This is a genomic window from Streptomyces sp. NPDC006335 (assembly GCF_040612795.1).
Classification (GTDB): Bacteria; Actinomycetota; Actinomycetes; order Streptomycetales; family Streptomycetaceae; genus Streptomyces.
The window spans coordinates 171,157-190,917 of sequence record NZ_JBEXQX010000010.1; the positions used below are offsets into that span (position 1 = coordinate 171,157).

Annotated in this window: 16 protein-coding genes and 1 pseudogene; 3 read left to right on the plus strand and 14 right to left on the minus strand. The window is 71.5% G+C overall.

Annotation, left to right across the window (positions count from 1 at the left end; genetic code table 11):
* Positions 1 to 8 precede the first annotated feature (8 nt).
* The 5 genes from ABZ098_RS26920 to bldG all read right to left on the minus strand — a co-directional run bounded on the left by ABZ098_RS26920 (position 9) and on the right by bldG (position 6,118).
* The gene (locus ABZ098_RS26920; protein WP_356595310.1) at positions 9 to 1,535 is read right to left on the minus strand and encodes a methyltransferase; all 1,527 of its coding nucleotides are present in this window, start codon (positions 1,533 to 1,535) and stop codon (positions 9 to 11) included.
* A gap of 175 nt (positions 1,536 to 1,710) precedes the next feature.
* The gene (locus ABZ098_RS26925; RefSeq protein WP_356595312.1) at positions 1,711 to 2,310 is read right to left on the minus strand and encodes a small secreted protein; all 600 of its coding nucleotides are present in this window, start codon (positions 2,308 to 2,310) and stop codon (positions 1,711 to 1,713) included.
* A 214-nt stretch (positions 2,311 to 2,524) separates the two neighbouring features.
* Entirely contained in the window at positions 2,525 to 4,930 is a 2,406-nt protein-coding gene (locus ABZ098_RS26930) for a sodium-translocating pyrophosphatase (RefSeq protein WP_356595314.1), read from the minus strand.
* 290 nt (positions 4,931 to 5,220) lie between these two features.
* Positions 5,221 to 5,658, minus strand: coding sequence for an ATP-binding protein (locus tag ABZ098_RS26935; protein WP_356595316.1), 438 nt, complete (start codon positions 5,656 to 5,658; stop codon positions 5,221 to 5,223).
* A 118-nt stretch (positions 5,659 to 5,776) separates the two neighbouring features.
* The gene (gene bldG, locus ABZ098_RS26940; protein WP_006132569.1) at positions 5,777 to 6,118 is read right to left on the minus strand and encodes an anti-sigma factor antagonist BldG; all 342 of its coding nucleotides are present in this window, start codon (positions 6,116 to 6,118) and stop codon (positions 5,777 to 5,779) included.
* Between the two features lie 80 nt (positions 6,119 to 6,198).
* Here bldG and ABZ098_RS26945 point away from each other — a divergent pair, with 80 nt between their 5' ends.
* Complete coding sequence (locus tag ABZ098_RS26945; protein ID WP_356595318.1) at positions 6,199 to 8,808, plus strand: DEAD/DEAH box helicase; 2,610 nt, start codon at positions 6,199 to 6,201, stop codon at positions 8,806 to 8,808.
* On the opposite strand, the pseudogene ABZ098_RS26950 reads toward ABZ098_RS26945, so the two are convergent.
* The 7 genes and pseudogenes from ABZ098_RS26950 to ssd all read right to left on the minus strand — a co-directional run.
* A pseudogene (locus ABZ098_RS26950) lies at positions 8,777 to 9,109 on the minus strand (Rv3654c family TadE-like protein); the annotation flags it as partial. The gene ABZ098_RS26945 and the pseudogene ABZ098_RS26950 sit on opposite strands and share 32 nt — an antisense overlap.
* A 329-nt stretch (positions 9,110 to 9,438) precedes the next feature.
* On the minus strand, positions 9,439 to 9,804 hold the full coding sequence (locus tag ABZ098_RS26955; protein ID WP_356595320.1) for a TadE family type IV pilus minor pilin: 366 nt from the start codon (positions 9,802 to 9,804) through the stop codon (positions 9,439 to 9,441).
* Positions 9,791 to 10,012, minus strand: a complete 222-nt coding sequence (locus ABZ098_RS26960; RefSeq protein WP_356595322.1) for a DUF4244 domain-containing protein — start codon at positions 10,010 to 10,012, stop codon at positions 9,791 to 9,793. Before ABZ098_RS26960 ends, ABZ098_RS26955 begins: the two co-directional genes overlap by 14 nt.
* A gap of 105 nt (positions 10,013 to 10,117) precedes the next feature.
* Positions 10,118 to 10,906: a type II secretion system F family protein gene (locus tag ABZ098_RS26965; protein WP_356595324.1), complete on the minus strand. Its 789-nt coding sequence runs from the start codon at positions 10,904 to 10,906 to the stop codon at positions 10,118 to 10,120.
* Positions 10,903 to 11,832 (minus strand): type II secretion system F family protein, encoded by a 930-nt coding sequence (locus ABZ098_RS26970; protein WP_356595614.1) that lies wholly within the window; start codon positions 11,830 to 11,832, stop codon positions 10,903 to 10,905. The genes ABZ098_RS26965 and ABZ098_RS26970 overlap by 4 nt, the downstream gene beginning before the upstream one ends.
* A 144-nt stretch (positions 11,833 to 11,976) precedes the next feature.
* On the minus strand, positions 11,977 to 13,146 hold the full coding sequence (locus ABZ098_RS26975) for a TadA family conjugal transfer-associated ATPase (protein ID WP_356595326.1): 1,170 nt from the start codon (positions 13,144 to 13,146) through the stop codon (positions 11,977 to 11,979).
* 149 nt (positions 13,147 to 13,295) lie between these two features.
* A complete protein-coding gene (ssd, locus tag ABZ098_RS26980) occupies positions 13,296 to 14,414 on the minus strand; it encodes a septum site-determining protein Ssd (RefSeq protein WP_356595328.1) in 1,119 nt (372 codons plus the stop codon).
* 608 nt (positions 14,415 to 15,022) lie between these two features.
* On the opposite strand from ssd, the gene ABZ098_RS26985 reads away from it, so the two are divergent.
* Positions 15,023 to 15,856, plus strand: coding sequence for an HAD family hydrolase (locus ABZ098_RS26985; protein WP_356595330.1), 834 nt, complete (start codon positions 15,023 to 15,025; stop codon positions 15,854 to 15,856).
* A gap of 335 nt (positions 15,857 to 16,191) precedes the next feature.
* Here the strand turns inward: ABZ098_RS26985 and ABZ098_RS26990 are convergent, their stop codons facing one another.
* Positions 16,192 to 17,016 (minus strand): oxidoreductase, encoded by an 825-nt coding sequence (locus ABZ098_RS26990; RefSeq protein WP_356595332.1) that lies wholly within the window; start codon positions 17,014 to 17,016, stop codon positions 16,192 to 16,194.
* A gap of 101 nt (positions 17,017 to 17,117) precedes the next feature.
* Between ABZ098_RS26990 and ABZ098_RS26995 the strand changes: the two genes are divergently transcribed.
* The gene (locus tag ABZ098_RS26995) at positions 17,118 to 18,104 is read left to right on the plus strand and encodes an ATP-binding protein (protein ID WP_356595334.1); all 987 of its coding nucleotides are present in this window, start codon (positions 17,118 to 17,120) and stop codon (positions 18,102 to 18,104) included.
* A gap of 88 nt (positions 18,105 to 18,192) precedes the next feature.
* Here the strand turns inward: ABZ098_RS26995 and ABZ098_RS27000 are convergent, their stop codons facing one another.
* Entirely contained in the window at positions 18,193 to 19,464 is a 1,272-nt protein-coding gene (locus tag ABZ098_RS27000) for a hypothetical protein (RefSeq protein WP_356595336.1), read from the minus strand.
* Between the last annotated feature and the right edge of the window lie 297 nt (positions 19,465 to 19,761).

Here is a 19,761-nt window from a genome sequence, read left to right on the forward strand (position 1 = left end):
CGCCGGATTCACGCCGGTTCCAGGAACCCCTGCTCCACCAGCAGCCGGATCTGCGCGGGCGTACGGTCGCGCAGCAGGACCGGGTCCTCGTCCATGAGCTGGGCGATCGCGTCGAGGATGCGGCCCGCGCTCAGCGAGCCGTCGCACACGCCGGCGAAGCCCGCTCCCACGGTGTCCACCTTGGTGGCCCGGCGCATCCCGCGGTGCTGGCGCAGCACCACGTGCTCGGGGTCCTCCGCACCGGGCAGCCCGACCTGCTCCTGGACGATCTCGGGCACGAGTTTGAAGTGGGCCTCCAGCAGGGCCGCGTCGTCGTGGGCGCGCAGGTAGTCGAGGCGCTCGAAGTGCGCCCGGACGGTGTCCCCGAGCGGCTGCTCGACCGGGTGCGGCCACTCCTCCACGGTGATGGAGGGTTCGGCCGAGCCGGTCCTGCGCAGGGTGATCCAGCCGAAGCCCACGGCCCTCACCTTGCGCGCCTCGAACTCGTCCAGCCACGCGTCGTAGAGCGCCTGGTACTCGGCCGGGTCGCCGCGGTGGTCACCGGCGTCCCTCAGCCACAACTCGGCGTACTGCGTGACGTCCTGGACCTCGCGCTGCACGATCCACGCGTCGCAGCCGCGCGGCACCCACGACCTGAGTCTGTCCTGCCAGTCCTCCCCCGCCACGTGCTGCCAGTTGGCGAGGAACTGCGCGAACCCGCCCTCGTTCAGCAGTTCCCCCGCCCCCTGAACGACCGAGCGGCACAGATCGTCCCCGCCCATCCCGCCGTCGCGGTACGTCAGCCGGGCACCAGGCGAGATCACGAAGGGCGGGTTCGACACGATGAGGTCGTACGTCTCGCCCTGCTTGACCGGCTCGAACAGCGAGCCCTCCCGCAGATCCGCCGCCGGGGTGCCGGACAGGGCCAGCGTCAGCGCGGTGATGTGCAGCGCGCGCGGGTTGAGATCGGTCGCCGTCACGCGCGTGGCGTGCTGTGCGGCGTGCAGAGCCTGGATCCCGGAGCCGGTCCCGAGGTCGAGGGCGGAGCCGACGGGCGTGCGCACGGTGATGCCGGCCAGGGTCGTGGAGGCGCCGCCGACCCCGAGGACCACCCCTTCGTCACGGCTGCCGATGCCACCCGCGCCGCCCACGGCACAGCCCAGGTCCGACACGATGAACCAGTCCTCGCCGTCGGGACCGCCGTACGGCCGTACGTCCACCGTCGCGGCGAGCTCGTCCGTGCCGGCGCGCACCAGCCAGCCGCTCTCCAGACACGCGTCGACGGGCAGTACGTCCGCCACGCGCGCGTGGGGCACCGGCTGCTGGAGGAGGAACAGGCGTACGAGCACCTCCAGCGGGGTGTCCCCGCGGGTCGCCCGGAGCGCGGGCACGGTCTCGCTGCGCGCGAGGGCCGCGTAGGCGGGCGCGCCGAGCAGCTCCAGCAGCCCGTCGGCAGTGAAGGAGGCCCCGAGCAGGGCGTCCCGCAGCCGCGCGGTGACGTCCGGACGGCCGGGAGCGGGGGCGGCGGGCAGCGTGGGCAGACTGGAGGTACTCACGCCCCCATTGTGGCCCGCGCCCGCCGCGCGACACGCCCCACCCGGCAACTCACGGCACGGCTCGGCCACCGGCATCAGTACGGGTACCGGTACCCGTACCGGCAGGCGATCGCCCGCTCAGCCGTCGGTGGCTCAACGGGCGCTCACCCCTGGCCGCGTTTACGGCCGAACGCGCCTAGCTGTCGGTCGCCGACGCGGACGCCTCCGGGGAGGTGGACGCCGGCTTGCAGCCCGACTGCTCGGCGAGCGCCTCCTTGGTGTCGCCCGACTCCAGGTCCTTCAGCGCGGCGAGCGCGGTCTGGCGCTGCGTCTCCACCTTCTTCATCTCGGCCGAGACGTCCTTGAGACCGGTCGCGAACTTCGCCTGGTCCTTGGTGTCGAGCCCGTCCACCTGCGTCTTCATGTCGGCGTAGGACGCCGAGAGGGCCGTGAGCTGCTTGACGGCCTCCTGGAGCTTCTTCGCCCCGTCCTCGGCACCGGGAGGCGCCCCGGCGTTGCGGATGACCGTGGCGCGCGCCTTGTAGCCGTCGGACAGGTCCTGGAAGGCCTGGGAGTCGGCCTTCTGGAGCTCCGCCGGGGTGCTCTCGGTGTCCTCGGCCGCCTTGGTGATCGCGTCGTAGGCCGCCGTGATCTTCTTGTTCTGGGCCGGCACCAGGTCACAGACCTTCTTGGCCCAGGCGTCGAGTTCCTTGTTGTCCTCGCTGCCACCGCATCCCGTCAGTGCCAGTACCAGTACCGCACCGCCGGACAGTGCGGCCGCGAGCTTCTTGTTCACCGGATCGGTCCCTTCCGTGGCCTCTCAGCCCCCGGACCTTACACAGCGCACGCACCACACCCGCGCACCGAATATCACGTATGGATACTTTTACAGGTATTCGCACCAGGCGAGAGAAGCCTCACGGACGGGCGGCGCTCACGCACAGGGCGGGCGTGCGGCGCATGAACGCGCGCCGCACGCCCGCCCCTTGAGCTGGGCCTCGTGCCGGAACCTACGAAACCACCGCGGGATCCGCCGACTTGGCCACCTTCTTCTCGTTGTCTTCGTCACCCACGGCGATGCCGCGCCGCTTGGAGACGAAGACCGCGCCGGCGATCACGAGGAACGCGAGGACGGCGATGAAGATCCGTACGCCGATGCTCTTGTCGTCGCCGTAACTGAACTTGATCACCGCGGGTGCGATCAGCAGCGCCACCAGGTTCATGACCTTCAGCAGCGGGTTGATCGCGGGGCCCGCGGTGTCCTTGAAGGGGTCGCCGACGGTGTCGCCGATCACGGTCGCGGCATGGGCCTCGCTGCCCTTGCCCCCGTGGTTGCCGTCCTCGACGAGCTTCTTGGCGTTGTCCCAGGCACCGCCGGAGTTCGCCAGGAAGACCGCCATGAGCGTGCCCGCGCCGATCGCGCCCGCCAGGAACGCGCCGAGGGCACCGACCCCGAGCGTGAACCCGATGAAGATCGGAGCCATCACGGCGAGCAGACCGGGTGTGGTGAGTTCCCGCAGGGCGTCCTTGGTGCAGATGTCGACGACCTTGCCGTACTCCGGCTCCTCGCTGTAGTCCATGATCCCCGGGTGCTCGCGGAACTGCCGCCGCACCTCGTAGACCACGGATCCCGCCGACCGCGACACCGCGTTGATCGCCAGCCCCGAGAAGAGGAAGACGACCGCCGCGCCGGCGATGAGCCCGACGAGGTTGTTGGGCTGCGAGATGTCCATCATCAGGCTCATCGGCGCACCGGCCCCGCTGAGCTTCTCGCCGACGTCCTGCGCGCCGGTCGTGATCGCGTCACGGTACGACCCGAAGAGCGCCGACGCGGCCAGGACGGCGGTGGCGATGGCGATGCCCTTGGTGATGGCCTTGGTGGTGTTGCCGACGGCGTCCAGGTTGGTGAGCACCTGTGCGCCCGCGCCCTGGACGTCCCCGGACATCTCGGCGATGCCCTGGGCGTTGTCGGAGACCGGCCCGAAGGTGTCCATGGCGACGATCACACCGACCGTGGTGAGCAGGCCGGTGCCGGCCAGCGCCACCGCGAACAGCGCCAGCATGATCGAGGTACCGCCGAGCAGGAACGCGCCGTAGACGCCGAGCCCGATCAGCAGGGCGGTGTAGACGGCCGACTCGAGACCGATCGAGATTCCGGCGAGGACGACGGTGGCGGGCCCCGTGAGCGAGCTCTTGCCGATGTCCTGGACCGGGCGACGATTGGTCTCGGTGAAGTAGCCGGTGAGCTGCTGGATGACGGCGGCGAGCAGGATGCCGATCGCCACCGCGACGAGCGCGAGGATCCGCGGGTCGCCGTCCCTGCCGCTGATCGCCGTGTCGGTGACGCCGTCGAGGTCGGCGTACTTGCCAGGGAGGTAGACGAAGACGGCGACCGCCACCAGCACGAGCGAGATCACCGCGGAGATGAAGAACCCGCGGTTGATCGCGGACATGCCGCTGCGGTCGGCGCGCCGCGGGGCCACCGCGAAGATGCCGATCATCGCGGTGATCACGCCGATCGCTGGGACGAGCAGCGGGAACGCCAGTCCGGCGTCGCCGAAGGCCGCCTTTCCGAGGATCAGCGCGGCCACCAGGGTCACGGCGTACGACTCGAAGAGGTCGGCCGCCATGCCCGCGCAGTCGCCGACGTTGTCGCCCACGTTGTCGGCGATGGTCGCCGCGTTGCGCGGGTCGTCCTCCGGGATGCCCTGTTCGACCTTGCCGACCAGGTCGGCGCCGACATCGGCGGCCTTGGTGAAGATGCCGCCGCCGACCCTCATGAACATCGCGATGAGCGCCGCGCCGAGACCGAAGCCCTCCAGGACCTTCGGCGCGTCGGCCGCGTAGACCAGCACCACACAGGAGGCGCCCAGCAGACCGAGCCCCACCGTGAACATGCCGACCACGCCGCCCGTACGGAAAGCGATCTTCATGGCTTTGTGCGAGACGGCGGTGAGATCCTTTTCCGGCTCGCCTTCCGCCGGAGTGGCTTCTCGCGCCGCCGCGGCCACCCGCACATTGCTGCGCACGGCGAGCCACATGCCGATATAGCCGGTGGCCGCCGAGAACGCGGCGCCGATCAAGAAGAACACGGATCGGCCCGCGCGCTGATTCCAGTCGTCCGCGGGCAGCAGCATGAGCAGGAAGAACACGACGACGGCGAATACGCCGAGCGTGCGCAACTGGCGTGCCAGATAGGCGTTGGCGCCTTCCTGGACCGCCGCCGCGATCTTTTTCATGCTCTCGGTGCCCTCGTCGGCCGCGAGCACCTGGCGTACCAGGACGCCTGCCACGACGAGCGCCGCCAGGGCGACGACCGCGATGACGGCGATCAGCACCCGGTTGTCGTCGGTGAGCACCGCGGCCGCGAAGGTTGTGGGCTGGTCCAACTGATCAGGGGTAGAAAGCCCCGCCATTCGTCCTCCTTGACGCTTGGGCTGAGCTCAAGATGTGGACGGATTGTAGGTACCCCGCCCTGATCAAAACAGGGCGCGGTAAACGGAATTCGCCTTTACAGAACCTGAAAGCAGTAATGCCCCGAAGGCATTCATGGCCGATATCTTGATCGTGAACCAATTCACGAAAAGCATCGCACCAGACCACTGTAGGCACAGAAAGCCCACGCCGACATGCGGAAGGGCCCCACCGGTGTGGTGGGGCCCTTCCGCATGTCGAACAGAAATCTGATTCGAACCGGGGAGAAAAATCAGGGGAGCACTGCGGCCGGCGGCGTGGTCGGCCAGGTCATACGGATCTGTCCGCCATGCTCCCCTGCGGTGACCTCGACGTCGTCGACGAGGCCGCTGATGACCGCGAGGCCCATCTCGTCCTCCTCGGTCTCCACGTCGGGCTCCTCGCCCGGAGCGCCCGGCGCCCGGTCACCCGGGGCCGAACGCGGTGCCTCGTCGCCGACCTCGATGGAGAACTGCTTCTCCTCCTCGATCAACAGCACCTTGACCGGCGCGGTGATGCCGCCGCTCTGGTGCAGTCCGACGGCACGGGTGCAGGCCTCGCCGACGGCGAGCCTGACCTCGTCGAGCACGGCCTCGTCCACTCCGGACCTGCGCGCCACCGCTGCCGCCACCAGTCGGGCGGTCCTGACGTGCTCGGGCAGCGCGCTGAAGCGGAGTTCAACGGTGGCCATGCATCCCCCTCGGAACTACGGGCGTGCTGTCGGGGGACCGGGCTGCCGAAAGCCCGGACCCCCTCCTTTGCTTCTGTCGACGTCCTTCTGCCGCGCCGGGCACGGGCCCGGCAACGGGTCAGTCGGTCGCCGCCACCGCTTCCTCGACCGAGGTGTGGATCGGGAACACCTTGGTGAGGCCGGTGATACGGAAGATCTTGAGAATGCGCTCCTGGTTGCAGACCAGGCGCAGCGAGCCCTCATGGGCACGCACCCGCTTGAGTCCGCCGACCAGTACGCCGAGTCCGGTGGAGTCGAGGAAATCCACGCCCTCCATGTCGACGACAAGGTGGAAACTGCCGTCGTTCACCAGCTCGACCAGCTGCTCGCGCAGCTTGGGCGCGGTATATACGTCGATTTCGCCACCGACCCTGACGATCGTGCGATCGCCGACGGTCTCGGTCGACAGGGACAGGTCCACGGATCCTCCAGCACCTTGCTATCGAGCGGTCGCCCCTCGGGACACCTCGGCAGAGCCCCCGGGACGGTTCGCCAGCCGCGATGGCATTCAATCACTTACCGGCAGGCGTGCACGACGCCTTGGTCCCATTGTCCGTCACGCCAGTGACACACTTGGTGCCGATGGCCAAGAATCTCCGATCCGATCGACCCTCGACGGACGCCGGTCCCCGCCCTGCGCCGAGCACGGTCCTGGACCGGCTCGCCGCCGGGCCGGGCCGGGCTGCGCGCATCACTCATACGGAGCACTTGCCCCCACGTGCGGGTCGCCATGCCGTCTGGCCGGACCGGATCCGCTCGGAGGTCATCGCGGCCGTGCAGGCCTGCGGCATCGAGCACCCCTGGGCCCACCAGGCACGCGCGGCCGAGCACGCCCTGGACGGCGAGTCGGTCGTGGTCGCCACCGGCACCGCCTCCGGCAAGTCCCTGGCGTACCTCGTGCCGGTCCTCTCCACCCTTGTGGACGGCTCCGAGGCCCCGAACGGCCGCGGTGCCACCACGCTCTACCTGTCCCCCACGAAAGCCCTCGCGGCGGACCAGTGCCGCTCGGTGAAGGAACTTTCACAACCGCTGGGCAATTCCGTGCGCCCCGCGGTCTACGACGGCGACACGCCGTTCGAGGAACGCGAGTGGATCCGCCAGTACGCGAACTACGTGCTGACCAACCCGGACATGCTGCACCGCGGGATACTCCCGTCCCACTCCCGCTGGTCCTCCTTCCTGAAGGCGCTCAAGTACGTCGTCATCGACGAGTGCCACACCTACCGGGGCGTGTTCGGCTCCCACGTCGCCCAGGTGCTGCGCCGCCTGCGCCGCCTCTGCGCCCGCTACGGCGCCTCCCCCGTCTTCCTGCTGGCCTCCGCGACCGCCGCCGAGCCGTCGGTCGCCGCCCGCCGCCTCACCGGCCTCCCGGTGGTCGAGGTCGCCGACGACGCCTCCCCACGCGGGCAACTGGTCTTCGCCCTCTGGGAGCCCCCGCTCACCGAGATGCAGGGCGAGAAGGGCGCCCCGGTCCGCCGCACGGCCACCGCGGAGACGGCCGACCTCCTCACCGACCTCGCCGTGCAGGGCGTGCGCACGGTCGCGTTCGTCCGCTCCCGGCGCGGCGCCGAGCTGATCTCCGTGATCGCCCAGGAGCGCCTGGCCGAGGTCGACCGCACGCTGGCCCGCCGCGTGGCCGCGTACCGCGGGGGCTACCTCCCCGAGGAACGCCGCGCCCTGGAACAGGCCCTCCACTCGGGTGAGCTGCTGGGCCTGGCCGCCACCACCGCCCTGGAACTCGGCATCGACGTCTCGGGGCTGGACGCCGTCCTGATCTCCGGCTACCCCGGCACGCGCGCGTCCCTGTGGCAGCAGGCCGGCCGCGCCGGGCGGGCGGGCCAGGGCGCCCTGGCGGTCCTGGTGGCCCGCGACGACCCCCTGGACACCTTCCTCGTCCACCACCCCGAGGCCCTCTTCGACCGGCCCGTGGAGTCCACGGTCCTCGACCCCGACAACCCCTACGTCCTCGCCCCGCACCTGTGCGCGGCCGCCGCGGAACTGCCGTTGACGGACGAGGACATGGAGCTGTTCGGACCGGAGAGCGAGAGCCTGCTGGGGCAGTTGGAGTCCGCCAAGCTCCTGCGCCGCCGCACCAAGGCCTGGCACTGGACCCGCCGGGAACGGGCCGCCGACCTCACCGACATCCGCGGGGAGGGCGGCCGCCCCATCCAGATCGTCGAATCGGGCACGGGCCGCCTCCTCGGCACGGTCGACGCGGGCTCCGCCCACACCGCCGTCCACGAGGGCGCGGTCCACCTCCACCAGGGCCGCACCTACCTCGTCCGCTCCCTGGACCTGGAGGACTCGGTCGCCCTGGTCGAGGAGGCGAACCCGTCCTACTCGACGGTCGCCCGCGACACGACGGCCATCTCCGTCCTGGAAACGGACGTCGAAGTCCCCTGGGGCGAGGGCCGGTTGTGCTACGGCTCCGTCGAAGTCACCAACCAGGTCGTCTCCTTCCTCCGCAGACGCCTCATCACCGGTGAAGTACTGGGCGAGACGAAACTCGACCTCCCTCCTCGAACGCTCCGCACCCGCGCGGTGTGGTGGACGGTCACCGAGGACCAGCTCGACGAGGCCCGGATCAACCCAGAGATCCTCGGCGGCGCCCTGCACGCCGCCGAACACGCCTCGATCGGCCTGCTGCCCCTCTTCGCGACCTGCGACCGCTGGGACATCGGCGGCGTCTCCATCCCCCTCCACCCCGACACGCTGCTCCCCACGGTCTTCGTCTACGACGGCCACCCGGGCGGCGCGGGCTTCGCGGAGCGCGCCTTCCACACCGCCCGCGCCTGGCTCACCGCCACCCGCGAGGCCATCGCCTCCTGCGAGTGCGACGCCGGCTGCCCGTCCTGCATCCAGTCCCCCAAGTGCGGCAACGGCAACGACCCACTGCACAAGAGGGGGGCGGTGCGCCTCCTCACGGTGCTGTTGCGGGGGGCGCCGGAGGAGGAGCTCCCCGCGGACCTGCCCCCTGGGCTCCAGGAGCGGCCGGCTCCACAGCAGGCACCGGACCCGGGGCCCGGGGCGGCGTCCCCGCGGAGCCGTCGAGCGCCGGTGGAAGCGGATCCTGCGACGGAACCGGCCCCGCAGGCCCCGCCCGCGCCCTGACCTCCGCCGTGAACGGCCCCCGTCCCGAGGCCGCCGTCACATCGGAGATCTCGCCGACCATCGCGCACCGCACGAGCCGCACACCCTGCTCCCGCGCCACGTCCTGCGCCCGGGCACAGGCCACCACCGGCCCGTCGGCCCAGTGGTCCGCCGCCGCGAGCGCCGCGAGATCCGCCCCACCGGCCGCGCGATGCCGTACGACGACGGCCTGACCGAGGGCCAGCACGGCCCCGAACACCACGCACAGCACCGCGACGGCACCGACACTCCAGACGGTGGCGGAACCCCGGTCCGAACGCACGGCGTCGACGTGGGCGCGGGCACAACGGGCGGCAGATCGGCGGACCTTGGCGAACAGGGCGGACACGAAGCCGACGGTGGGGAACCGGGCGAGGGCGGGGCCGACTGCACCGAACCGGCCCTCGGCGACGCCCACCACACGGCACCGGACTCTCCCGAACCGCACGGCGGCGAGCCCGGCACCGACGAACCGCAACCCGGCCGACCGAGCCCGCACGTCGGTGAACCGCATCCCGGCCAACCGAGCCGGCGCCTCAGCGAACCGCCCACCACCGGACCGAGCAGCCACGTGCCACCCGGCGGCAGGCCCGCGCTCCGGAACTCCCCCGCTCATCCCCCTTCCCCCACCGTCGCCTCCACCAGGGCCACGGCCTCCTCCCGCACCTCGAAGGGCAGACCGTGCAGCGCGGGCGGCTTCGCCACGACCACGACACGGACCCGGTCGCCCTCCCGGGCCACCGTCACCTTCGCATCGCGCGGTGCCGTGTCCCGAGCCACCCGGACAACCGCCTCGGCGGGATCCTCACGGGCCGCCGCGCGGGCGCCCGTCCTGGCCGCGTCCACGCACTGGATCTGGGCGGCCACCACGAGCAACCCCCACACCAGTGCCATCGCGAACATCACCAGCACCGGCAGCACCATCGCCGACTCCGCCGTCACGAACCCCTGGTCCGCCGGCCGTTCACGCCTTCGCATCGAGCGCCCGCTTCACGATGGCCTGGAGTTCCGCGCTGACGGCCCCGCTCGTGACCACCTTGTAGAGCACCACCGCGAACGCCACCGCCGCCACGATCCCCATCGCGTACTCGGAGGTGACCATTCCCTCGTCCCCGCGCATCGACCGCACCCGGCACACCGTCCTGCACACCAGAGCACGCATCCGCGCCCGTACCACCTTGCACATCTCAACCCCCGTAAGGATCAGTCCTGTTGATTACCGTCTGATTACTCGTCCGCCTGCTCGTACACCGGCTCACCGGCTCACCGGCTCACCGACCGCCGGTCGTCATCACCCACCCCCTCCTCCCAGCACTCCTCCCGCGAGCCCGATCACGATCGGCAGCACGCCGACGGCGATGAACGCGGGCAGGAAGCACAGCCCGACCGGCGCGGTGACCAGCACGGCGGCCTTCCGTGCCCGTGCCGTCGCGGCGCGCCCCCAGTCGGCGCGGGCGTCCGCCGCCAGCCCGGCGACCGGTCCGGCCGCGGGCAGCCCGGTCACATCGGCGCGTTCCAGCAGCCGGGCCAGCGCCCCGGCGCCCGGCGTCGAGGCGAGCCTTCGCCAGGCCTCGCCCGGTTCACCGCCGAGCCGTACCTCCGCCGCCCCACGCGCGAGTCCCTCTCCCACGGGTCCGCCCAGCGCCTCGCCCACGGCCTGCGCCGCGATCACGGGACCGGCGCCCGCCGCGATACAGGCGGCCAGCAGGTCGGCGGCGAGCGGTAGTTGCCGGGCCGCCTCTCGCGCGTCGGTCTCCCCGGCGCACACGCCGGCCGTCTGCCGCAGCCGCCACCGCCACAACCCCGCCGCGACGACCAGTCCGACCACGACACCGGCGACTCCGCCGACCAGCACCCACCCGGCACATCCGACGCCGAGCACGGGCAGCCACCGCCGCGCGAACTCCCGCCCCTCGAACCGAGGAGCCTCAGCCGTGGTTTCCGCGACGGCCAGCAGCTCTCCGAGCCGCCGCCGCACTGCGCGCTCACTCCGCACCGCCACGGCCCACCGGGCGAGCCAGGTGACGCCCAGCGCGACCCCCAGGACCGCCCCCAGCCTGTGGACGACTTCCGGACTCATACCGCCTCGGCCCCCCGTACGATCCGCGTCGCCCACCACATCCCGACGCTCTCCAGCAGGCCGCCAACCAGCAGACAGCCCAGCCCGGTCCCGGTGTGCAGAAGGACGTGCAGGGGATCGGCGCCCAGTGCCGCACCGAGACCCAGCCCCAGCACCGGCAGCGCGGCGAGCATCCACACCGTGGACCGCGCTCCCGCCAACTGCGCGCGCAGATCGGCCCGTTGGTCACGCTCGGCCCGCAGCGCCCCTTCCAGCCGATCGAGCCCGGCCGCGAGCCCCGCGCCCTGGTCCACGGCCACCCGCCAGCACGCGGCCAGCCCCAGCAGTCCCTCGGCACCAGGCCGCCGGGCCGCCGTCGCAAGCGCCCCCGGCACATCACCGCCGAACCGGGCCGCCGCCAACACAGCGGCCTGCGTCTCCCCGAGCCCGCCGCACTCGGGCGCCCCGGCCACGGACCCACCCGAGTCGGCCCCGCCGTCCCCCGGCCCCTCGAAGTCCCGCACCGCCCGCACCAGCGCCTCGCCCGGCTGCCGTCCCGCACGCACCTCCCCGGCGACCATCGCGCACAGCGCGATCACCGCGGCCGCCCGCCGCTCACGCACCCGACGTTCCTCCCGGGCCAGCCGCACCCGCCGCAACAACGGCACCCCGGCCGCCCCCGCGACGACCGGCAGCACCGAGGCCCCCAGCACGGCGAGCACCAGCCCGGCGGCCGCCGCCCACCACTCGAACCCCAGTCGCCCGCGAACCCGCCGCACCTCCCCCACCAGGCGCCGCCACGCCGGAGGCCCGGCTCCCACCACTGCGCCGTCGGCGAGCAGCACCTGCGCCCGCCGCATCCCGGAACGCCGCCCGCCCCACAGCCACACGGCCATCCCGAGGCACCCCACGGCCACTCCCGTCGACCCCACCGACATCTCCCCCATCCCGATCACCACGCCCACTCACCGTCCGAGCCCTCTCGTCGCCGTCCGGTCGCCCGCACCCGTCCAAGCCCCGTCTTCGCCGTGCCGTCGTGCCCCACCCACCCGAGTCGCCCAGCGAGTCGCCCACCGGGTCACCCACCCGAGTCATCCGCCCTCCCCCGGCCCCCGCATCGCATCCCCGAGCAGTGCCCGCAGCCGCTCCCAACCCCGCTCGTGCACGAACGCCCCCGCTCCCCACCGCAGCGCCGACACCGTGCGCACCAGCCCTGTGGAATCCCGCTCCAGCACCCGCACCTCGGCGATCCGCCGCCGCCCGGCCCGGTCGCGCACGAGATGCAGTACGACCGACAGCGCGGCCGCCAACTGGCTGTGCAACGCGGCCCGGTCGAGCCCGGCGGCCGTACCCAGCGCCTCCAGGCGGGCCGGTACGTCGGCCGCCGCGTTGGCGTGCACGGTTCCGCAGCCGCCCTCATGGCCGGTGTTCAACGCGGCCAGCAGATGCACCACTTCGGGCCCGCGCACCTCACCCACGACGAGCCGGTCCGGTCGCATCCGCAGTGCCTGTCGCACCAGGTCCTCGAGCGTGACCAGCCCGGCGCCCTCCTGGTTGGCGGGTCGCGTCTCCAGGCGGACGACGTGCGGATGGTCCGGCCTGAGCTCCGCCGAGTCCTCCGCGAGCACGATCCGCTCGCCCGGCCCGACGAGCCCCAGCAGCGCGCTCAGCAGCGTCGTCTTCCCGGTGCCCGTCCCTCCGCTGATGAGGAAGGACAGCCGTGCGTCGAGCAGGGCCCGCAGCACCCGGTCCCCGCCCGGCGGCACCGTGCCGGCCGCGACCAGTTCGTCCAGCGTGAACGCGCGCGGCCGTACGACCCGCAGCGACAGACAGGCGCAGCCGACGGCCACGGGAGGGAGCACCGCGTGCAGCCGCGTCCCGTCCGGCAGCCGGGCGTCGACCCAGGGCCGTGCGTCGTCGAGGCGCCGCCCCGCCACCGCGGCGAGCCGCTGCGCGAGCCGTCGTACGGCGGCCGCGTCGGGAAAGGCGACGGCGGTCAGTTCGAGTCCGCCGCCCCGGTCCACCCAGACGCGGTCCGGCGCCGACACGAGGACGTCCGTCACCGACGGGTCGGCGAGCAACGGCTCCAGGGGCCCGCTGCCGACCAGTTCGGACCGCAACCGCTCGGCCGCGCCCAGGACTTCCGCGTCCCCGAGGACCCGTCCCTGCTCCCGCAGCGCCTGCGCCACACGCGCGGGCGTCGGTTCGGCCCCGCTCTCGGCCAGCCACTGCCGTACGCCGTCCAGCAGGCCCGGAGCCATGTCCGCGCCGGCCGCGGCCGAGGACGCCGTAGGAACGCCTGCCGGGGCCGTCCGTGGCCGCCCGGAAGCACCGACCGGCGCCTCACCCGACCGCGGTCGCTCCAACTGTCCCGCCAGCCGTGAGACTCCTGAGATCTCTGAGAAGCCGCTCATGCCGTCCCCGCCCCCGTCTCCGCCAACGCCCGCTCCCAGAACTCCTTGCAGAACCGGGCCAGCGGGCCCCGTGCGGCCGCGCCCGGTGGTGATCCGCTGCCCTGTGGCCGCTGGAGCGCCGACTCGACCGGGACCTCGCCCACCAGGGGCAGGCCCAGCAGGCGGGCCACCTCGCGGTCGTCGAGGCCGGGTGCGTACGGGCCGCGCACCGCCACCCGCAGGTCGCGCAGGACCATGCCGACACCCGAGGCCACGCGACCGGCCGCGGCGACGGCGCGCAGCTCGGCCGGGACCACGAGGATCCCGAGGTCGAGCTGGGCGAGGGCCTCGGCGACGCCGTCGTCGAGGCGACGGGGCAGGTCGACGACGACCGTGCCTCCCCGGCGCCGGGCGGCGGCGAGCACCGCCCGTACGGCCTGGGGCGGAACGGCGATGCGGTCGCCGCGGTCCCAGCTCAGGACCCGCAGCGAGTGCAGCCGTGGCAGCGACTCCTCCAGGGCGCCGCCGCCGACCCGCCCCCGCGATGCGGCGAACGCCGGCCAGCGCAGCCCTTCGGTGCTCTCGCCGCCGAGGAGTACGTCCAGTCCGCCGCCCAGCGGATCGGCGTCCACGAGGAGCGTGCGCAGGCCCTCACGCGCGGAGGTGACGGCGAGGGCACACGCGAGCGTGGAGGCTCCGGCCCCGCCCCGGCCGCCGATGACGCCGACGGTGAGGGCGGGCCGGCCGACGCCCTCGGTGACGTCGGCGATCCGGTCCACCAGCCACTGCTCGCCGTCGGGCAGCATCAGGACGTGATCGGCGCCGATCTCGACGGCCCGCTTCCAGACTCCCGAGTCGTCCTGGTCCCGGCCCACGAGCACCACTCCGCGCCTGCGGGCGGCCCCGCGCACCCGCCGTGCGGCATCGTCGCCGACCAGGACGAGCGGCGCTGCCTCCCAGGTGCCTCTGGGCTGAGGCACCCCGTGATGGACCTCGGCCGTCGCCCCGGCCGCCGCGCACAGCCGCAGCAGGTCGTCGAGCAGGTGCTCGTCCTCCGTGACGATCAACGGCCGGCCCGGCCGCCCTCCGGCGGTGGGCTGTCCCTCGTGTGTGACGGCTGCGGTCACCGTTTCCATCCCCCTTCACCGCGCCACGCCAGGCCCCTTCATGGGCCCGTCCGGCGCCTCTCCCACGCGGCCCCTGCGGCCCCGTGAATCCCAAACATGTGAAGAACCGGCAACCGGCCTCCATATGAACGGCCGATACGAACCGGCCAAACACACCCGACAAACCAGAACCGGCCATGAAGTCGGCCGGAGCGGGGCGTCTGGGAATCACGGTGCAGCGATCCCGGAAATCGTGTGGATCTTGGTGGATAACTGTGGACAACTGCGCGCCTGTGAATATCGCCGTCACCCATACCGGTGAGGGTGTGCCGCCTGTGGGCGACTTCCGCAGAGCAGCGCTACGGCTACACAGAGTGATGAATCATGAGCATGCCGAAGAGACGGCCGAAGCCGCCTCGCAGAGAGCGCAGAACCTTGAAGGAAGAAGAAAAACCCACCCGGACATGCGACGACCCCCACCGGGGGGGAGAGTGGGGGTCGTCTCCACGGCCGACTCGGGGGGGGAGGAGCCGGACCGGGTTAGCACGGTCGCGAACGATCCGTGACTTCCATGGTGTACCCGAGAGCCCTCTCAGGCAAACCCACGCGCCTCACCTTACGCCGAATGGGCTGCGCCTATGCTCGGGGTCGTGGAAAACCACTCCTTGCCCCGCACAGCCGCCTTCTTTGACCTGGACAAGACGGTCATTGCGAAGTCGAGCACGCTCACCTTCAGCAAGTCGTTCTACCAAGGCGGCCTGATCAACCGCAGGGCCGCCTTGCGGACCGCATATGCCCAGTTCGTCTTCCTCGTCGGCGGTATGGACCACGACCAGATGGAGCGCACCCGCGAGTACCTCTCCGCCCTGGTGCGCGGCTGGAACGTCCAGCAGGTCAAGGAGATCGTGGCCGAGACCCTGCACGACCTGATCGACCCGCTCATCTACGACGAGGCCGCCTCTCTCATCGAGGAGCACCACACCGCCGGCCGGGACGTCGTCATCGTCTCCACGTCCGGCGCCGAGGTGGTGGAGCCGATCGGTGAACTCCTGGGCGCCGACCGGGTGGTGGCGACCCGCATGGTCGTCGGCGAGGACGGCTGCTTCACCGGCGAGGTGGAGTACTACGCGTACGGCCCGACGAAGGCCGAGGCCGTCAAGGAACTCGCCGAGTCCGAGGGCTACGACCTGGAGCGCTGCTACGCCTACAGCGACTCGGCGACCGACCTGCCGATGCTCCGAACGGTGGGCCACCCGCACGCGGTCAACCCGGACCGCGCCCTGCGTCGCGAGGCCCTCGCGCGCGGGTGGCCGATTCTCGATTTCCACCGGCCGGTCCGGCTCAAGCAGCGGCTGCCCGGATTCGCCGTACCGCCCCGCCCGGCGCTCGTCGCGGTCGCCGCGATAGGAGCGGCGGCGGCGACGGCGGGTCTCGTCTGGTACGCGAATCGGCGTCGGTCGACCGTCGCCTGAGGTGATTCCGGCTACTTGCCGCCTATTTGAGGACAAAAGTAAAGAACGGCGGCCGGGGGTTCCACTTGCCGCGGTCCAGGAGTACAAAGGGGTTAACGGCCCGCGAGACCAAGGACATCCGAGAGGATCACCTTAAAAACGCATTTGGCCCCACGGACCGAGCATGAACACCGGGCACCCACGCGACGTCGACCCGTCGATTACGGGCCAGCCGCACCAGGTGACGGGCGAAGTTCCCGACCTGATGGGCAATATATCGAGGACGCTTGGTAACTCGGTGAACATGCCAGCGGCGGTACGAATCCTCGTACCGCCGCAACCCTGTTCAGGGGGTCCTACGCCGCCCCGCGCTGGAGCGCCTCGCACACCGCCGTCGACTCGCGCGCGCCCAGTTCGATCGCGCTGCCGCAGTGCGCGATCCAGGCGGCCATGCCCTCGGGGGTGCCGGAGACGTAGCCGTCGAGCGCCGCCAGATAGGCCGCCCGGCCCAGTTCGGCGTGACCGACCTCCGCCGGGCAGACCGACTTCGGGTCGAGGCCACTGCCGACCAGGACGATCCGCGCGGCCGCGCGCGCGACCAGGCCGTTGTGGGAGACGAAGGGCCTGAGGGCGAGAAGCTCTCCCTGTACGACGGCGGCCGTGACCAGGGCGGGGGCCGAGCTGCCCGCGATGATCAGCTCGGACAGGCCCTCCAGCCGGCCCGAGACCTCGGCCGCGTCCGGCAGGGGCAGCTCGATGAGCGGCTCGTCGACGCTCTCGCCGGCCTGCCGGGGGCGCCCGATCTCGTCCTCGTCGGTGGCCGCGGCGACCAGATGCAGCCGGGCCAGCACCCGTAGGGGCGACTGACGCCAGATGGACAGCAGTTGCCCTGCCTCGGCGGTCAGCCTGAGCGCAGCGCCCATCACCCGCGCCTCGCCGTCGACTCCGAAGTCGGAGCGTCGGCGCACCTCTTCGAGGGCCCAGTCCGCGCCGGACAGCGCGGCCGAGCCGCGGGCGCCGCGCAGAGCGGCCTCGGAGGTGATCTCGTTGCTGCGGCGCCGCATGACACGGTGTCCGTAGACCCGGTCCACGGACTTGCGCACGGACTCCACGGACTCGGCCACACCGGGCAGCGAGCCCAGGGCCGCGAGCGGATCGGCGTTCGCGCCTGTCGTACTCATGAGTACGACCCTACGCAACCCGGCCCCGCACCCCTCGATGGAGTGGTCTTCTTCACGCCCGCCTGCCACATACAGCTATCACCCGACTACTCTTGGTGAACATGAAAATTGCTTTCGTCGGGAAGGGTGGCAGCGGCAAGACCACCCTGTCCTCCCTGTTCATCCGCCACCTCGCGGCCACCGGTGCGCCGGTGATCGCCGTCGACGCCGACATCAACCAGCACCTGGGGCCGGCCCTGGGCCTGGACGAGGCGGAGGCGGCCGCTCTGCCCGCCCTGGGTGAGCGGCTGCCGTTGATCAAGGAATACCTGCGCGGCACCAATCCGCGGATCGCCTCGGCCGAGGAGATGATCAAGACCACCCCGCCCGGCGAGGGCTCGCGGCTGCTGCGGGTGCGCGAGGACAACCCGGTCTACGACGCCTGCGCCCGGCCGGTGGAACTCGACGGCGACGTCGTCCGTTTGATGGTCACCGGCTCTTTCACGGAAGCCGACCTCGGGGTCGCCTGCTACCACTCCAAGACCGGAGCGGTGGAGCTGTGCCTGAACCACCTGGTGGACGGGCGGGACGAGTACGTCGTGGTGGACATGACGGCGGGCTCGGACTCCTTCGCCTCCGGCATGTTCACCCGTTTCGACATGACGTTCCTCGTCGCCGAGCCGACCCGGAAGGGAGTCTCCGTCTATCGCCAGTACAAGGAGTACGCCCGCGACTTCGGCGTCGCCCTGAAGGTCGTCGGCAACAAGGTGCAGGGCCAGGACGACCTCGACTTCCTCCGCGCCGAGGTCGGGGACGACCTGCTGGTGACGGTCGGGCACTCCGACTGGGTGCGCGCCCTGGAGAAGGGCCAGCCGCCCCGGTTCGCGCTCCTGGAGGACGTCAACCGGCGCGCCCTGCACCGGCTGCGGACGGCCGTCGACGCGACGTACGACCTGCGTGACGCCGAGCGTTACACCCAGCAGATGGCGCACTTCCACCTGAAGAACGCCCGGTCCTGGGGCAACGAGCGCACAGGGGCCGACCTGGCGGCGCAGATCGACCCCTCGTTCGTGCTCGGCGAGAGCGCGGTGCCGGCCGCGAGCGTCTGACGGCCACCACCGCCCGACGACCGCGACCGCCCACCGCTACTGTCACCTGGCCGGTACAGCCACCCGCCCGCTACGGCCCCGCCTGGCGCTACGGCCGCTTGGCCGCCGGAGCCCCCGGTACGCCCTTCGGCGCCGGGGCCGGACGGCCGGACAGGAAGGCCGGCCAGCCCTGCTTCGGTGCCTCGCCGACCCCGAGGGTACGCAGCTTCTCGAGGGTGTTCGGATCCTGGGCGTCCAGCCAGTCGGCGAGCTGCCGGAAGGAGACACAGCGCACGTCGGGCTTGTTGCACACCTGCTCGACGGTCTCCTCGACGGCGCGCATGTAGGTGCCGCCGTTCCAGGACTCGAAGTGGTTGCCGATGATCAGAGGCGCGCGGTTGCCGTCGTAGGCCCGGTGGAAGCCCTTGAGGATGCCGTCGCGCATCTGGTCGCCCCAGAACTCGTGCTTGCCCGGGTCGCCCTGGGTCCTGGTGCCGGACTGGTTGACCATGAAGTTGTAGTCCATGGTGAGCTGCTCGTAGGAGTGCCCGGGGAAGGGCACGAGCTGCATCGACAGGTCCCACAGGCCCTGCTTCTTCTTCGGCCACAGCTGCTCGTTGACCCCGCTGGTGTCGTAGCGGAAGCCCAGCTCGCGGGCGGCCTCCATGAAGTTCTTCCGGCCCTCGAGACAGGGGGTGCGGGCGCCGATGAGCTCCTTGTCGTAGTCGAAGGGAAGCGGGGCGGCCTTGGTCATCCCGGTGTTGGTCTTCCAGGACTTGACGAACTTCTTCGCCTGGGCGATCTCGTCCTTCCACTCCTCGACCGACCACTGGCCCACCCCGCCGCCGCTGCCGCAGAAGTGACCGTTGAAGTGGGTGCCGATCTCGTTGCCCTCCAGCCAGGCGAGGCGGAGCTGCTTGACGGTGTCGGCGATGCCCTGCTCGTCGTTGAAGCCGATGTCGGAGCGGCCCGGGGAGTGCTGCGGCGGCCTGTACTCGACGCGTTTGTCCTCCGGCAGCATGTACACGCCGCTCAGGAAGTACGTCATCGTCGCGTGGTTCGCCTTGGCGACCTCGCGGAAATGGGAGAACAGCTTCTGGCTGTCCTCGCCGGCGCCGTCCCAGGAGAACACCACGAACTGCGGGGGCTTCTCGCCGGGCTTGAGGCGTTGGGCTCTGGGCAGGTGCGGTTGCGCTCCGGTGTACGCGGTGGAGCCGTCGCCGATCAGCCGGAACACCCGCTTGGGCGGGGCCTGGGCGGGCTTCGCCTTCTGCGGGCCGGCGGCTCCCCCCTCGGTGGTGTCGGTGGCGCAACCGGCGAGCGAGGCGGCGCAGACCGCGGCGACCACGGCTCCCGCGGCAATCCTGTGGGTGGCGGCCATGTTCCGCCCACCTTCTTCCTTCTCTCGGGGCAACGACAGCGCCGCCAAGTTCGCACGTGCCCGAGAAGGAATTAGTACGACAAGCCGATGAAATTCCCACTTCACCCATTCAGGTGAGCCATTAACCCATTTGCCCCGAAAGTCTATGCCTGTCCTTTACTCTGCATTACGATCCATTTACCGAGCGTTGATTCATCCCGCCGCTGCACGCCGTGACCCACGGCCGCGACCCGACCCCCGCCACGCGCGGGGGACCACCTGTTCCGCGACCGCGCTGCCCCGGAGGAGACGGGAAAA

Coding starts and splice junctions, on each gene's coding strand:
- ABZ098_RS26930 (WP_356595314.1), bottom strand. CDS start 4,930: ATGGCGGGGCTTTCTACCCCTGATCAGTTGGACCAGCCCACAACCTTC.
- ABZ098_RS26985 (WP_356595330.1), top strand. CDS start 15,023: ATGCTCGGGGTCGTGGAAAACCACTCCTTGCCCCGCACAGCCGCCTTC.
- ABZ098_RS26960 (WP_356595322.1), bottom strand. CDS start 10,012: ATGTGCAAGGTGGTACGGGCGCGGATGCGTGCTCTGGTGTGCAGGACG.
- ABZ098_RS26975 (WP_356595326.1), bottom strand. CDS start 13,146: ATGGCTCCGGGCCTGCTGGACGGCGTACGGCAGTGGCTGGCCGAGAGC.
- ABZ098_RS26970 (WP_356595614.1), bottom strand. CDS start 11,832: ATGGGGGAGATGTCGGTGGGGTCGACGGGAGTGGCCGTGGGGTGCCTC.
- ABZ098_RS26990 (WP_356595332.1), bottom strand. CDS start 17,016: ATGAGTACGACAGGCGCGAACGCCGATCCGCTCGCGGCCCTGGGCTCG.
- ABZ098_RS26945 (WP_356595318.1), top strand. CDS start 6,199: ATGGCATTCAATCACTTACCGGCAGGCGTGCACGACGCCTTGGTCCCA.
- ABZ098_RS26995 (WP_356595334.1), top strand. CDS start 17,118: ATGAAAATTGCTTTCGTCGGGAAGGGTGGCAGCGGCAAGACCACCCTG.
- ABZ098_RS27000 (WP_356595336.1), bottom strand. CDS start 19,464: ATGGCCGCCACCCACAGGATTGCCGCGGGAGCCGTGGTCGCCGCGGTC.
- ABZ098_RS26965 (WP_356595324.1), bottom strand. CDS start 10,906: ATGAGTCCGGAAGTCGTCCACAGGCTGGGGGCGGTCCTGGGGGTCGCG.
- ABZ098_RS26935 (WP_356595316.1), bottom strand. CDS start 5,658: ATGGCCACCGTTGAACTCCGCTTCAGCGCGCTGCCCGAGCACGTCAGG.
- ABZ098_RS26955 (WP_356595320.1), bottom strand. CDS start 9,804: ATGCGAAGGCGTGAACGGCCGGCGGACCAGGGGTTCGTGACGGCGGAG.
- ssd (WP_356595328.1), bottom strand. CDS start 14,414: ATGGAAACGGTGACCGCAGCCGTCACACACGAGGGACAGCCCACCGCC.